General features: G+C 63.0%; 12 protein-coding genes and 1 pseudogene. 8 read left to right on the top strand and 5 right to left on the bottom strand.

From position 1 onward, the window contains the following. Nucleotide 1: 1 nt before the first annotated feature. Complete coding sequence (locus ABI582_RS27135; protein WP_338745215.1) at nt 2-1,438, bottom strand: cytochrome ubiquinol oxidase subunit I; 1,437 nt, start codon at nt 1,436-1,438, stop codon at nt 2-4. Between the two features lie 345 nt (nt 1,439-1,783). Between ABI582_RS27135 and ABI582_RS27140 the strand changes: the two genes are divergently transcribed. Continuing rightward, nucleotides 1,784-3,013: an MFS transporter gene (locus ABI582_RS27140; RefSeq protein ID WP_338745216.1), complete on the top strand. Its 1,230-nt coding sequence runs from the start codon at nt 1,784-1,786 to the stop codon at nt 3,011-3,013. Between the two features lie 13 nt (nt 3,014-3,026). Here ABI582_RS27140 and ABI582_RS27145 read toward each other — a convergent pair whose 3' ends face one another. Beyond that, entirely contained in the window at nt 3,027-3,506 is a 480-nt protein-coding gene (locus ABI582_RS27145; protein ID WP_442120814.1) for a GNAT family N-acetyltransferase, read from the bottom strand. 200 nt (nt 3,507-3,706) lie between these two features. On the opposite strand from ABI582_RS27145, the gene ABI582_RS27150 reads away from it, so the two are divergent. The 4 genes from ABI582_RS27150 to ABI582_RS27165 all read left to right on the top strand — a co-directional run bounded on the left by ABI582_RS27150 (nt 3,707) and on the right by ABI582_RS27165 (nt 7,585). Next, nucleotides 3,707-5,002, top strand: coding sequence for an NCS2 family permease (locus ABI582_RS27150; RefSeq protein ID WP_258654010.1), 1,296 nt, complete (start codon nt 3,707-3,709; stop codon nt 5,000-5,002). Further along, the gene (gene trmA, locus ABI582_RS27155) at nt 4,999-6,084 is read left to right on the top strand and encodes a tRNA (uridine(54)-C5)-methyltransferase TrmA (RefSeq protein WP_063422441.1); all 1,086 of its coding nucleotides are present in this window, start codon (nt 4,999-5,001) and stop codon (nt 6,082-6,084) included. The genes ABI582_RS27150 and trmA overlap by 4 nt, the downstream gene beginning before the upstream one ends. Nucleotides 6,085-6,141: 57 nt before the next feature. Next, complete coding sequence (locus ABI582_RS27160) at nt 6,142-7,047, top strand: LysR family transcriptional regulator (RefSeq protein WP_442120815.1); 906 nt, start codon at nt 6,142-6,144, stop codon at nt 7,045-7,047. A 103-nt stretch (nt 7,048-7,150) separates the two neighbouring features. Continuing rightward, nucleotides 7,151-7,585, top strand: coding sequence for a cupin domain-containing protein (locus ABI582_RS27165; RefSeq protein ID WP_338745219.1), 435 nt, complete (start codon nt 7,151-7,153; stop codon nt 7,583-7,585). Between the two features lie 35 nt (nt 7,586-7,620). On the opposite strand, the gene pcaG is transcribed toward ABI582_RS27165, so the two are convergent. Further along, entirely contained in the window at nt 7,621-8,226 is a 606-nt protein-coding gene (gene pcaG, locus ABI582_RS27170) for a protocatechuate 3,4-dioxygenase subunit alpha (RefSeq protein WP_338745220.1), read from the bottom strand. Nucleotides 8,227-8,236: 10 nt separating this feature from the next. Then, nucleotides 8,237-8,956: a protocatechuate 3,4-dioxygenase subunit beta gene (gene pcaH, locus ABI582_RS27175; protein WP_016489110.1), complete on the bottom strand. Its 720-nt coding sequence runs from the start codon at nt 8,954-8,956 to the stop codon at nt 8,237-8,239. Nucleotides 8,957-9,156: 200 nt separating this feature from the next. On the opposite strand from pcaH, the gene ypfJ reads away from it, so the two are divergent. The 3 genes and pseudogenes from ypfJ (at nt 9,157) to ABI582_RS27190 (ending at nt 12,287) form a co-directional block, all read left to right on the top strand. Next, nucleotides 9,157-10,050 (top strand): KPN_02809 family neutral zinc metallopeptidase, encoded by an 894-nt coding sequence (ypfJ, locus tag ABI582_RS27180; RefSeq protein WP_063422447.1) that lies wholly within the window; start codon nt 9,157-9,159, stop codon nt 10,048-10,050. 452 nt (nt 10,051-10,502) lie between these two features. Beyond that, nucleotides 10,503-11,432 (top strand): annotated as a pseudogene (locus ABI582_RS27185) (methyl-accepting chemotaxis protein); the annotation flags it as partial. Continuing rightward, nucleotides 11,424-12,287, top strand: a complete 864-nt coding sequence (locus ABI582_RS27190; RefSeq protein ID WP_371113239.1) for a methyl-accepting chemotaxis protein — start codon at nt 11,424-11,426, stop codon at nt 12,285-12,287. The pseudogene ABI582_RS27185 and the gene ABI582_RS27190, both read left to right, overlap by 9 nt. A gap of 132 nt (nt 12,288-12,419) precedes the next feature. Here the strand turns inward: ABI582_RS27190 and ggt are convergent, their stop codons facing one another. Continuing rightward, a complete protein-coding gene (gene ggt / locus ABI582_RS27195; protein ID WP_442120816.1) occupies nt 12,420-14,087 on the bottom strand; it encodes a gamma-glutamyltransferase in 1,668 nt (555 codons plus the stop codon). Nucleotides 14,088-14,142: the final 55 nt, after the last annotated feature.

Raw genomic sequence — 14,142 nt, forward strand, 5'->3', positions numbered from 1 at the left:
CTCAGTCCTCCTTGCTCAGGCTGGCAGTTTTGGCCTCATGGCCATCATCGGCGGCAGACAACGGCCGCGCCGGCGTGCGTTTCTGGCCAGGGCCGCCCGGTGTGTGCTCGTCGCCTTCGCCGGTCTGCGGCCCTTTGCGCACCAGGCGCATCATGTAGCCAAGGCCGGTGCCGAACAGGGCGAAGTACACCACCACGAAGGCCACCAAGGTGAAACCAAGCTGGGCGTAGCTGTGGTTGGACACACCGTCCGCCGTGCGCATCAGGCCATACACCACCCAGGGCTGGCGGCCGATCTCGGTGGTGAACCAGCCGGCCAGCAACGCAATCAGCCCCGAAGGCCCCATCCATAGCGCCACATACAGGAACGGGCGCGAGGTGTAGAGCGTGCCGCGCTTGCGCAGCCAGAGGCTCCACAGGCCAACGAAGATCATCAACAAGCCCAGCCCGACCATGATTCGGAACGACCAGAAGACAATGGTCGAGTTAGGCCGGTCCTCGGGCGGGAATTCCTTCATCGCCGGCACCTGCTTGTCCAGGCTGTGGGTCAGGATCAGACTGCCGAGCGCCGGGATCTCCAGCTTGAAGCGCGTGGTCTCGGCCTTCATGTCGGGGATACCGAACAGGATCAGCGGCGTCGGCTCGCCAGGCACATTCTCCCAGTGGCCTTCGATTGCCGCGATTTTCACCGGCTGGTGCTTGAGCGTATTGAGGCCGTGGAAGTCGCCGATCACCGCCTGGACAGGGGCAACGATCAACGCCATCCACATGGCCATCGACAGCATCTTGCGCACCGCCGGGTTGTCACGCCCGCGCAGCAGGTGCCAGGCCGCCGAGGCGCCAACGAAGAACGCAGTGGAAACGAACGCGGCCGTGGCCATGTGCATCAGCCGGTAGGGGAACGATGGGTTGAACACCACCGCAAACCAGTCCACCGGCACCACCCGGCCATCGATGATTTCGTGGCCTTGGGGGGTTTGCATCCAGCTGTTGGAGGCCAGGATCCAGAACGTGGAGACCAGCGTACCGATTGCCACCATCACCGTGGAGAAGAAGTGCAGGCCGCGGCCGACACGGTTCCAGCCGAACAGCATGACACCGAGGAAACCGGCTTCAAGGAAGAAGGCAGTGAGTACTTCGTAGGTGAGCAGCGGGCCGGTGACGGCGCCAGCGAAGTCGGAAAAGCGGCTCCAGTTGGTACCGAACTGGTAGGCCATGACCAGGCCCGAGACCACGCCCATGCCGAAGTTGACGGCAAATATCTTTGACCAGAAGTGATAGAGGTCACGGTAGACCTGCTGATGGGTCCGCAGCCAGAGGCCTTCGAGGACTGCCAGGTAGCTCGCCAGGCCAATGGTGATGGCCGGGAACAGGATGTGGAACGACACGGTAAAGGCAAACTGCATTCGGGCGAGCTCTAAGGCCTCTATTCCGAACATGGTGCTTCCTCTTCAGATAATCCGGCGTCCGGGCTTGTGGCCCAAGTCGCCCACTGCCCCCACTTGGTCGAGTACGGCGCGTTGGAATTGTTCTGTTCGATCGCAGGGATTCCGGCCCAGAGGGCCAATTCGTTGAATCTGGAACGATTGACCCAGGTCAACGAATGCTAGGAAGCATAGTCCCGAATAGACCGGCGGGCCGTGTGGCTGTTTGCCGCGTGACCGGTTGCCCCACCCTCTTTCATAACGCGTGAAAAAGTGCCGATACGGGCAAACAGTAACTACTTGTTACAAACAGATGATACGCTGCGCGCCCCTCTACTGCGCCGAGGCCCTTGGTTTCCGATGTCCGATTCCGCACCGCAGTTGTTGCGTCACCACCGCCCCTTCCTGGCCTTCTGGCTGGCCCGTGTATTCACCGCCAGCGGCTTTCAGATGCTCACCGTGGCCATTGGCTGGCACCTCTACCAGTTGACCGGCAATGTGCTGGACCTGGGCCTGGTCGGCCTGGTCGAGTTCGCCCCGCGTGTGCTGTTCATGCTGCACACCGGGCATGTGGCCGACCGTTATGACCGTCGCAAGGTCGCCGCCCTGTGCCAGAGCCTGCAGGGGCTGATCGCCCTGGCGCTGGCGGTGGGCAGCGCCACCGACAACGTCACCCGCGAGCTGATCTTCGCCCTCGCCTTCCTGCTGGGCGCCACGCGCTCGTTCGAAATGCCGGCGACCCAGGCGCTGTTACCTAATGTGGTGCCGCCCGGGCTGTTCCCGCGGGCGGTGGCTGCTTCGGCGTCGGCTACCCAGTCGGCAACCATCGTGGCACCGGCGGTGGGCGGCTTCCTGTATGCCTTTGGCAGCCTCTGGGTGTATGGGCCCACCGTGGCCCTGTATGCCATCGCCTGCGTGCTCACCCTGAGCCTGCGGGCGCGCGGCCAGGTGGTGCAGCGCGGGCGTGCCAGCATCGAATCGCTGCTGGCCGGCATCCGCTTCATTCGCAGTCGTCCCGACATCCTCGGCGCCATTTCGCTGGATCTGTTTGCTGTTTTGTTGGGCGGGGCCACCGCGCTGCTGCCGGTGTTCGCCAAGGACATCCTGCTGACCGGCCCGCTGGGCCTGGGTCTTCTGCGTTCGGCGCCGGCGGTGGGGGCATTGTGCATGTCGCTGTGGCTGGCGCGCTTCCCGTTCGAGCGCAACGTCGGGCGGACCATGTTCACAGCAGTTGGCGTGTTCGGCGTGGCCACCATCGCCTTCGGCCTGTCGACCTCGTTCTGGTTCTCGCTGGCGGTGCTGGTGGTGCTGGGCGCGGCGGACATGATCAGCATGGTCATTCGCAGTTCGTTCGTGCAACTGGAAACTCCGGACGAAATGCGCGGGCGGGTGAGTGCGGTAAACGGCTTGTTCATTGGTGCCTCGAACCAGCTCGGCGAGTTCGAATCGGGCGTCACCGCGCACTGGTTTGGCACAGTGCCGGCGGTGGTGATGGGCGGGGTGGGCACACTGGTGGTGACGGGGCTGTGGATAAAAATGTTCCCGACACTGGCCAAGCGGGACCAACTGCACAGCAAGCCGATCGACTGAGCGTCGCGGCCGTTTAGAGCATCAAGGTCATGCACCATTCATGACCGCTACGGGCTGGGTAGCCATCGCCACTGTCCTTCCAGCCGGTGGCGCGGTATAAACCCAGCGCCGAATGGTTGTCCCGGGCCACCGACAATTGCAGGCATTCGACATCCGGCCACATCGCGCGCGTCGCTGCCGGCAAGGCCTCCATGCAGCCACGTCCCAAGCCACGCCTCTGCAACCGTTCGTCGACCTGCAAGGCCGTTATCATCGCCGCACCAGGCTTCGCCCAAGTTGGCAGAAATGCCCCGCGTTGAAGCAACAACAACCCCCGCGGCACGCTGTCGAGCACAATCACCAACGCACGTCGGTGATCGCTTTGGCAATTGAGCAGCAGATATAACGCACTGGCCACATCACCAGCATAGCGTTGCTGCTCTGGCGGCAGCTGGATGTCGAGCAATTGAGCGCGCTGGGCGCGGTTCAAGTCACGGTAATCAATCAGCTGCACAGCGGTGCTCCCACCAAGCCGCATGCATTACGGCGCATAGTCGGCAGTATATCTGCGACATTGATTACCGCTCACTGAGCATGCTGGTATGATGCGCGGCTTTTTTCCTCCCCACACAAAACCACGGCAACCGGTACGGTCTGTGCTTTGCTGATGGGGTCGATACATTCATGGCGCCGGGGGCGCCTTGGGGAGCGGGCATGCTGGAAAGGCTGTTTCAACTAAGAGCACACAACACCAACGTGCGCACCGAGATTCTCGCGGGCGTCACCACCTTCCTGGCCATGGCCTACATCCTGTTCGTCAACCCGAGCATCCTCGGCGAGACCGGCATGGACAAGGGCGCGATCTTCGTCGCCACCTGCCTGGCAGCGGCGATCGGCTCTGCGACCATGGGCCTGATTGCCAACTACCCGATCGCCCTGGCGCCGGGCATGGGCCTGAACGCGTTCTTCACCTACACCGTGGTGCTGCACATGGGCCACACCTGGCAGGTGGCGCTGGGCGCGGTGTTCCTGTCGGCGGTAATGTTCTTCCTGTTGTCGATCTTCCGCATCCGCGAATGGATCGTGAACAGCATCCCGCTGCCGCTGCGTTCGGCTATTGCCGCCGGTATCGGTCTGTTCCTGGCATTGATCGCCCTGCATAACGCCGGCATCGTCGTCGATAACCCGGCCACCTTGGTGGGCATGGGCGACCTCAAGCAGCCGTCGGTGATTCTCGCCACCCTGGGCTTCTTCCTGATCGTCGGCCTGGAGTCGCTGAAGGTGCGTGGCGCGGTGTTGATCGGCATCCTGGCCGTCACCGTCGCGTCGATCGCATTGGGCGTCACCCCGTTTGGCGGGATCGTGTCGATGCCACCATCGCTGGCACCCACCTTCCTGCAGCTGGACATCGCCGGTGCCCTCGATGTAGGCCTGATCAGCGTGATCTTCGCGTTCCTGTTCGTCGACCTGTTCGACAACTCCGGCACCCTGATCGCCGTAGCCAAGCGCGCCGGCTTGATGGGCAAGGACGGCCACATGCCGAAGATGGGCCGCGCCCTGATCGCCGACAGCACCGCCGCCATGGCCGGTTCCCTGCTGGGCACCTCGACCACCACCAGCTACATCGAGTCCGCTGCGGGCGTGAGCGCCGGTGGCCGCACCGGCCTGACTGCCATCGTGGTTGCCGTGCTGTTCCTGCTGGCGCTGTTCTTCGCCCCCCTGGCCGGTAGCGTGCCGGCGTTCGCCACCGCGCCGGCGCTGCTGTTCGTCGCCGTGCTGATGGCCTCGGGCCTGGCAGAAATAAACTGGGACGACGTCACCGAAGCCGCGCCGGTGGTGGTGACCGCCCTGGCCATGCCGCTGACCTACTCGATCGCCAACGGCATCGCCTTCGGCTTCATTTCCTGGACCGCCGTCAAGCTGATCTCCGGCCGCCACCGCGACCTGAACCCGGCCCTGGTGATCCTTTCCATCCTGTTCGTCATCAAGCTGGGCTGGTTCAACGCATGAGTGCTGCTTTCGACCCCTCCTCCTACGCCACCCAGCTGGACGCCAAGGTGGCCCGGCTGCGCGAGCTGCTGGCACCATTTGGCGCGCCGGAACCGGCTGTTTTCGACTCGCCGCGCGAGCACTACCGCCTGCGCGCCGAGTTCCGCCTGTGGCGCGAGGATGGCCAGCGCCACTACGCCATGTTTGCCCCGGGCGATAAGCACAAGGCGATCCTGATTGACGATTTCCCCATCGCCAGCCAGCGTATCAATGCACTGATGCCGCGCCTGAAGGCGGCCTGGCAGGCCAGCGAGGAACTGGGCAACCGCCTGTTCCAGGTGGAGTTCCTCACCACCCTGGCCGGCGATGCGATGATCACCATGTGCTACCACCGCCCGCTGGACGAGGCCTGGGAAGCAGAAGCGCGGCAATTGGCTGAAGCGCTGGGCGTGAGCGTGATCGGCCGCTCCAAGGGCAAGCGCCTGGTGATCGGCCGCGACTACGCGGTGGAAAAACTCGACGTGGCTGGCCGTGTGTTCAGCTATCGCCAGCCGGAAGGCGCGTTCACCCAGCCCAACGGCGCGGTGAACCAGAAGATGCTGAGCTGGGCCTTCGAGGCCATTGGCGAGCGCCAGGACGATTTGCTGGAGCTGTACTGCGGCAACGGCAACTTCACCCTGCCGCTGGCCACCCGCGTGCGCCAGGTGCTGGCGACCGAAATCAGCAAGACCTCGGTCAACGCCGCGCTGAGCAACCTCGACGAGAACGCTGTGGATAACGTGCGGCTGGTACGCTTGTCGGCCGAAGAGCTGACCCAGGCGCTGAACGAGGTGCGGCCGTTCCGCCGCCTGGAAGGCATCGACCTGAAAAGCTATGACTTCGGCACGGTGTTTGTCGACCCGCCGCGCGCCGGGATGGACCCTGACACCTGCGAGCTGACCCGGCGTTTCGAGCGGATTCTGTACATCTCCTGCAACCCCGAGACACTGGCGCAGAACATCGCCCAGTTGCAAGATACCCACCGTATCGAACGCTGCGCGCTGTTCGACCAGTTCCCGTATACCCATCATATGGAAAGCGGCGTGTTGCTGGTCCGGCGCTGATCCGCTACCCGGTGGGGCCGGCAAAGCCCCACCGGGCGCTTCAGGGGAGCTGTACCGATGGACCAGTTGAACGCCATGCAGGCCTTTCGCCGGGTCGTCGAGCTCGGCAGCTTCAGTGCCGCCGCCAGCCAGGCAGGCCTGTCCCACACCGTGCTGTCGCGCCAGGTGAAACAGCTGGAACGCCAGCTAGGCACGCAACTGCTTACCCGCACCACCCGCCGCCTGCACCTGACCGAAGCCGGAACACTCTTCTACCGCCACTGCGTGCAGATCCTCGAACAGATGCAGGCGATGACCCTGGAGCTTTCAGAGCATCAGCAGCAACCCACGGGCACCCTGCGCCTGGGCGTGGCCACTGCGTTCGGCGAACTTGAACTTGGGCGCTGGCTGCCGGACTTCGTCGAGCGCCACCCACAGCTGCAGGTCGAGCTCAATTGCAGCGACCGCTTCATCGACTTGCTGGAAGAGCAAATCGATGTTTGCCTGCGGATTACCGATCATCTTCCCGACTCCAGCCTGGTAGCCCGCCTGCTGGCCCACAGCGAGGTGCTGCTGGTAGCTGCACCACGCTACCTGGAACGCCACGGCACGCCCACTTCCCTCGACACACTGGTTGACCATCCCCTGCTCGGCTACAGCAATCTGCCTCACCCACAGCGTCTGCTTCTGACCAACCCAGAGGGTGAACAGCGCACTACCCTGATGCCCCGGCGCCTCAGCGCCAACTCGCCGATGGCCCTGCGCGCTGCTGCCATTGGCGGGCTGGGCATTGCCAGCTTTGATCGTTTCATCGTGCATGACGCCTTGCTGGACGGGCGCCTGGTGCCGGTACTAAAAGACTGGAAACTGCCACCACGCAACCTGTATGCGGTGTACCCGCAAAGCCGCTACCTGGCACCCAAAGTGCGGGCGTTGCTGGACTATGCGCAAACCTACTACGCGCAGCCGAGATGGCAGGCCTGATCTGTGCAAAACATGAACAAGTCATGCGCACCCAGAGGCGTATTTGTGCAAAAACTGTTTAGTTAGGCTTCGTTGCACTGTCACTCAACGAAGGAACACCACCATGAAGGCATTGCAGGCAATCATTGCGGGCGTGGCGCTCGCCACCCTGGCCGTTGGCATCAACGCAGCAGAAAAAACCGTGTCAGTACCCGATAGCGCAGCATTGAAATGGCAGGACGTACCCAACACCAACGGCGCAGTCAGCTACGCCAACGTTGAGGGGGACATTTTCGGCAAGGGGCCTTACTCGGCCTATGTGAAATTCAGCAAAGGGACCGACAATGGTTTGCACCAGCACAGCCAGGCACTGCCGACCGTGGTGCTGAAGGGTACTTTCTACGCGGTAATCGATGGCAAACGCACCGAGTTTTCAGCCGGGTCCTACTACAGGCTGCCGGCCGACCTTGTGCATGAAAGCGGATGCACTGCGGCGGCCGATTGCCTGCTGTTCCAGTACCAGGCCGATGCGTTTGACCTGAAGCCTGTGAACGGCTGATAGCCCCAGGGCCGCTGTGCGGCCCCAGGTTTGCATCAGAAGTCGAAGAACACCGTTTCACCTTCACCCTGAATACGGATATCAAAGCGATACGCCGTCTTCCCGTCCACTTCGCAACGCTTGGCAATCAAGGTTTCACGCCGCTGTGGCTGCTCGATCAGGTTGAGCACCGGGCACTTGGCGTTGGCCTGGGCTTCGTCATCGAAATACAGGCGCGTGTGCAGGTGGATGTTGATGCCACGAGCAAACAGGCTGATGTTGATGTGCGGCGCCATCGGCACGCCAGCCGCGTTGTTCACCACACCCGGCTTGACCGTGTGCAGGGTCCACTCACCTGCATCGAAGGTGGTAGCGGTGCGGCCAAAGCTGTTGAAGGCGTTTTCCAGGTTGTAAGCATCCTGGTACTGGCCATTGGCGTCGGCCTGCCACACTTCCAGGAACGAGTCGCGCACCAGGTGGCCGTTACCGTCATACACCTGGCCGAGCAGCAGGATGTGCTCGCCTGGCGCGTCTGGCTTGGCCAGGCGGTTCCAGATTTCCTGATCGCGGGTCGGGTTGCCGGCCGCTTCCAGGGCCAGGCCGATGTGCACGTAGGGGCCGGCGGTCTGCGAAGGGGTTTCCGGCAGCAGTTCGATTGGCATGGCGGGTTCCTCAGCAGTTTTCGAAGTGGGTCTTGCGCTGGCCGCGCAGCACGATGTCAAAGCGGTAGGCCAGGCAGTCCATCGGGTTGGCGTTGCTCATGTCGAGCTTGGCGATCAACTGCTGTACAGCTTCAGGGTTGGCGATCGACTTGACGATCGGGCACATCGGGATAAGCGGGTCACCCTCGAAATACAATTGGGTGATCAGCTTGGTGGCAATCGACGGGCCGCTGATGCCGAAGTGGATGTGCGCCGGGCGCCAGTCGTTCGGGCCGTTGCGCCATGGGTACGGGCCCGGCTTGATGGTGCGGAAGCTGTAATAGCCGTCGCTGTCGGTCAGGCAACGGCCGACACCACCGAAGTTCGGGTCCAGCGGTGCCAGGTAACGGTCGTTCTTGTGCCGATAGCGGCCACCGGCGTTGGCTTGCCACATCTCCACCAGGGTGTTCGGCACAGGCTTGCCGTACTGGTCGACCACGCGGCCGGCAACGATGATGCGCTCGCCGATTGGCAGGCCACCGTTGTTGAAGTTCAGCAACAGGTCATGGTCGTGGGCGCCGAAGCCCAGGTGGGAGAAGTTCGGACCAGTGGTTTCGCTGATCGACTGTGGAATGCTGACCAGTGCCTGGCGCGGCGAGCGGGCAATGGACGTTTTGTAGTCAGGCGTAAGGGCTTTGGGGTGCCAGTTGCGATCACGGATCACGAAGCGGCTGTTGTCCTGGGCGGGCATGCCGGTTTCCTCTCTTGGAATTATGTGAACGCCTGGGCGTGGCAGGCGGACTTACAGTTTCCGGCAGGTCGCGCGCGATTAATATTGAAATCGACCACCCTATACATAACCAAATGGTTATGGATTAACACCTTGGCCTGACAGTGGTGCAGTTCGTGAACTAATCTTTGTCTTCTTGTTTCACGCTCGGGAGAGCACTCATGGAATGGCGAAAAGGCCGACGCAGCGACAACGTGGTGGATGCCCGGGGTGAAGGTGGCGGTGGCGGCGGCATGCGTTTCGGCGGCGGCAAAGGCCTGGGGCTTGGGGCAATTCTGCTGATCGTGGGCATCGGCTGGCTCACCGGGCAGGACCCGTTGCAGATTCTTGGCCAGCTCACCGGCCAGATGGAACAGCAGCAACAGCAAACGGCACCCAGTGGCACAGGCGCCAAGGCACCGCCGGCCAACGACCAGCAGGCCGAGTTCGTCGCCTCGGTGCTGGGCGATACCGAGGACACCTGGAAAGCGCTGTTTGCCGAAGCCGGCAAGCAATACCGCGACCCCAAGCTGGTGCTGTTCAGTGGCCAGGTCAATTCGGCCTGCGGTTTTGCCTCGGCGGCGGTAGGGCCTTTCTACTGCCCGGCAGACCAGCGGGTTTACCTGGACATGTCGTTCTTCCGTGAAATGGAAACCCGCTTCGCTGCGGCCGGCGACTTCGCCCAGGCCTACGTGATTGCCCACGAAATCGGCCACCATGTGCAGACCCTGCTGGGCGTTTCGGCCAAGGTCGATGCCGCGCGCCGCAACGGCCAGCGCATGGAGGGCGACAACGGCCTGCTGGTGCGCCAGGAGCTGCAAGCCGACTGCCTGGCCGGGGTGTGGGCCTACCAGGCGCAAAAGCGCCTGAACTGGCTGGAACCGGGTGACGTCGAGGAAGCGCTGAACGCCGCCAACGCCATTGGCGATGACCGCCTGCAACAGCAAGGCCGCGGCCGCGTGGTACCGGACTCCTTCACCCATGGCACCTCGGCACAGCGGGTGCGCTGGTTCAAGGCCGGGTTTGCCCAAGGTGAGGTGAACAGCTGCGATACCTTCAGCGCACGCAGCCTCTGACATCTGCCGCATGCAGGTGCGGTCCTTGTAGGAGCAGCCTTGTGCTGCGAAGAGGCCATTGCAGCCGAAGACAATCTTTAGCCTTACCGGCCTCTTCGCAGCACAAGGCTGCTCCTACAAGGTGATGCGGCAGCCTGAGTGATGGTGCAAGACCGTTGCTTTTTACAATTAAAAACCCATCTTCGTCTTTTGCTGAAAAAGCGTTTCAGCTTCCCTCATCATTGCCGATAACCCCTGCACGAATCAGCGGGCAGCCAGAACAACAACGCCTTGCGATCGAAGATCAAGAGAGCGAAAACTACTTCTGGAGAGCGTGCATGAACAGCTGGTTCGCTAACATCAGCGTCAACCTCAAACTTGGACTGGGCTTCGGCCTGGTGCTGATCCTCACCGGCCTGCTGGCCCTGACCGGCTGGACCAGCCTGGGCAGCCTGATCGACCGCAGCAACTGGATGGGTGACATCGGCCAGCTCAACAAAGACCTGACCGACCTGCGCATCGCGCGCCTGCAGTACATGATCGCCAACGGCGACGATGCTGCCGCCGCCAACACCCAGACCAAGCTGGATGCCTTCAGCAAGCAGCAGGCCTACCTGGCCAGCACCTTCAAAAGCCCGGACAACGTCAAGCTGCTGAATGAGCTGGGCGCAACCATCAGCGCCTATAAAGTGTCGCTGAACAAGATGCGCCAGGGCTACGACGCCACCCGCGCCGCGCGCGTTGCCATGGACGGTTCGGCCACCCGCGCCGACCAGGCCATGGACGCCCTCAGCCAGGAAGTCATGGCGCGCCCAGAGGCCGACAGCGTACGCCTGGCCCAGTACCAGCTGATCAGCAAGGCCCGCCAGCAACTGTTACAGGTGCGCATCGACGTACGCGGCTACATTGCCGACAACAGTGCTGCCAACGAGCAGGCCGCCCTGCGCCAGCTGGATGCAGCGCTAGCCGATATCGACAACCTCAAGCGCCAGTTGCCCGCCGAGGACGCCCGCCTGCAACAGTTCGAAAGCTCGGTACTGGCCTATCGTGATGCCGTGCGCCAGTTCCGCGACGCGGTCGCCAACATCACCACCTCACGCGCCGAAATGACCGTGCAGGGCGCCGATATCGTCAAGCGCAGCGATGCGCTGTACCAGATCCAGCTGGAACGCCGCGACATCGAAAGCACCCAGGCCCGCACCCTGCAGGCCATCGCTACCCTGCTGGCGCTGCTGGTCGGCATCCTGGCAGCGGTACTGATCACCCGCCAGATCACCGGCCCACTGCGTGAAACCCTGGTAGCGGTAGAAAAGATCGCCAGCGGCGACCTCACCCAGCATGCGCGCATCACCCGCCGCGACGAACTGGGCGTGCTGCAACAAGGCATCGCGCGCATGGGCACCACCCTGCGCGAGCTGATCACCGGCATCCGCGATGGCGTCACCCAGATCGCCAGCGCCGCCGAAGAGCTGTCGGCAGTCACCGAACAGACCAGTGCCGGCGCCAACAGCCAGAAGGTCGAGACCGACCAGGTGGCCACCGCCATGCACGAAATGGCCGCCACCGTTCAGGAAGTGGCGCGCAATGCCGAGCAGGCCTCGCATGCCGCCACCGGTGCCGACGACGAAGCCCGCGCCGGCGACCGCGTGGTGGGCGAGGCGATTGGCCAGATCGAACGCCTGGCCGAGGACATGCACCGCTCCACCGAGGCCATGAACCTGCTGCAGCAGGAAAGCCAGAAGATCGGTAGCGTGATGGACGTGATCAAGTCGGTGGCCGAACAGACCAACCTGCTGGCGCTCAATGCGGCGATCGAGGCGGCGCGTGCCGGCGAGGCCGGGCGTGGTTTTGCCGTGGTCGCCGACGAAGTGCGCGGCCTGGCCCAGCGCACGCAGAAGTCCACCGAAGAAATCGAAGCGCTGATTGCCAGCCTGCAGGATGGGACCCAGCAAGTGGCGAACGCCATGCAGGGCAGCCGTACCTTGACCGACAGCAGCGTCGAACTGGCACGCAAGGCCGGGGCCTCGCTGGAGAACATCACCAGCACGGTGTCGAGCATCCAGTCGATGAACCAGCAGATTGCTGCGGCGGCGGAGCAACAGAGTGCGGTGGCTGAAGAGATCAGCCGCAGCATCCTGAATGTGCGTGATGTGTCCGAGCAGACGGCGGCGGCCAGTGACGAGACGGCAGCGTCGAGTGTTGAGCTGGCGCGGTTGGGTGGGCAGTTGCAGACACTGGTCAGCCAATTCCGCGTTTGACCTGGGTAACCCGGGGCCGCTTTGCGGCCCTTTCGCGGCACAAGGCCGCTCCTACAGGAGATCGCGTTCCCCTGTAGGAGCGGCCTTGTGCCGCGAAAGGAGGGCAAAGCCCTCCCAGCAATCTGGCAGGCATTACTTGACGATCATCCCCACCCCACGCCCCCGCGGATCGGAAGCGGTCTCAAGCTTCGCCCCATTCACCCGGATCGCCTGGATATCGCCCATCTCCCAGCCTTGGTCCTCCAGCACGTAGCCCATCTTCTTCAGCTCATCCGCCACCGGCCCGGTCAGTGGTGCATAGCTGTCAAAGTAGATAGTGTCCTTGGGCAGCAACTGATGGTGCACGCGCTGTGCCGCCACCGCCTTGTCCAGCGGCATACCGTAGTCGTACAGGTTGTTCATCACCTGGAAGATAGAGGTGAAGATCCGCGAGCCGCCCGGGGTACCGATCACCAGCTCGACCTTGCCATCACGGGTCATCAGGCTGGGGCTCATCGAGGACAGCATGCGCTTGCCCGGCTCGATTGCGTTCGCATCCCCGCCCACCACACCAAAGGCATTGGCAGCGCCGGGCTTGGCGCTGAAGTCGTCCATCTCGTCGTTGAGCAGGAAGCCTGCGCCCTTGACCACCACGCCACTGCCGTAATCGAGGTTGAGGGTGTAGGTGTTACTGACCGCGTTGCCCTGCTTGTCGACGATCGAGAAATGCGTGGTCTGGTGCGGTTCAAGGCCCGGCTTGACCTTGTCGGTGTCGGAAATGGCCTTCGGGTTGACCTGCGCGGCGCGCTTGGCCAGGTAGTCCTTGGCCACCAGTTGGTCCACCGGCACCTTGGTGAAGGCGGGGTCGCCCAGGTAGTCGGCACGGTCGGCGAATACGCGCTTCTCGATTTCGGCCAGCAGGTGGATGTACTGCGCCGAGTTGTGCGCCACCCCCTTGAAGTCCGCCGCGCGGTCTTCCTTGATGCCCAGCAACTGGGCCAGGGCGACGCCGCCAGAGCTTGGCGGTGGTGCGGTGTAGACCACATTGCCACGCCAGCTCACCGCCATCGGCTCACGCCATACGGCTTTGTAATCCTTCAAGTCATCCTTGGTGATCAGGCCCTTGTCAGCCTGCATCTGCGCCACCAGCAGGTCGGCGGTCTTGCCCTGGTAGAACTCGCTCACGCCCTTGTCGGCGATGCGTTCCAGGGTCTGGGCCATTTCTGGCTGCTGGAACAGCTCGCCGACCTTCATGTTGCCGAAGTAGTCATTGAAGTTGGTCGCAGTCTTGAACATGCCCTGGGCGTCGTTGCGGTACTGGTACTGTTTCTCGGCCACCTTGAAGCCGTTTTTTGCATAGCCGATGGCCGGGGTCAGCAGCTCGCTCCACGGCAGCTTGCCGAACTTCTGGTGCGCCTCCCACAGGCCCATCACCGTGCCAGGCACGCCCGCAGCGCGTACCCCGACCAGGCTGAGGTTTTCGATGACCTCACCCTTGTCGTCCAGGTACATGTTGCGCGTGGCAGCCTTGGGCGCGACCTCGCGGTAGTCGAGGAAGTAGGGCTTGCCGTCGACGAACAGGGTCATGAACCCGCCACCGCCAATGTTACCGGCCTCCGGGTAAGTCACCGCCAGGGTGAAGGCGGTTGCCACGGCGGCGTCTACCGCGTTGCCGCCCTTTTTCAAAATATCAGCGGCTACCTGTGCACCATATTGATCGGGTGCAGCCACCGCGCCGCCCTCCAGCGTGGCGGCATAAACCGAGGAACAGCTCAGGATCGCGGCTGCGAGAGCCAGGTAGTGGAACGGGACGATACGCATGACACTTCCTTGGTGTTGTTTTTGTTGAGCAGTCAGTAAGGCCGAAGCGTTTCGA

Origin of the sequence: Pseudomonas sp. SAS7, from assembly GCF_052112345.1 — a bacterium.
GTDB classification, from domain to species: Bacteria; Pseudomonadota; Gammaproteobacteria; order Pseudomonadales; family Pseudomonadaceae; genus Aquipseudomonas; species Aquipseudomonas putida_Q.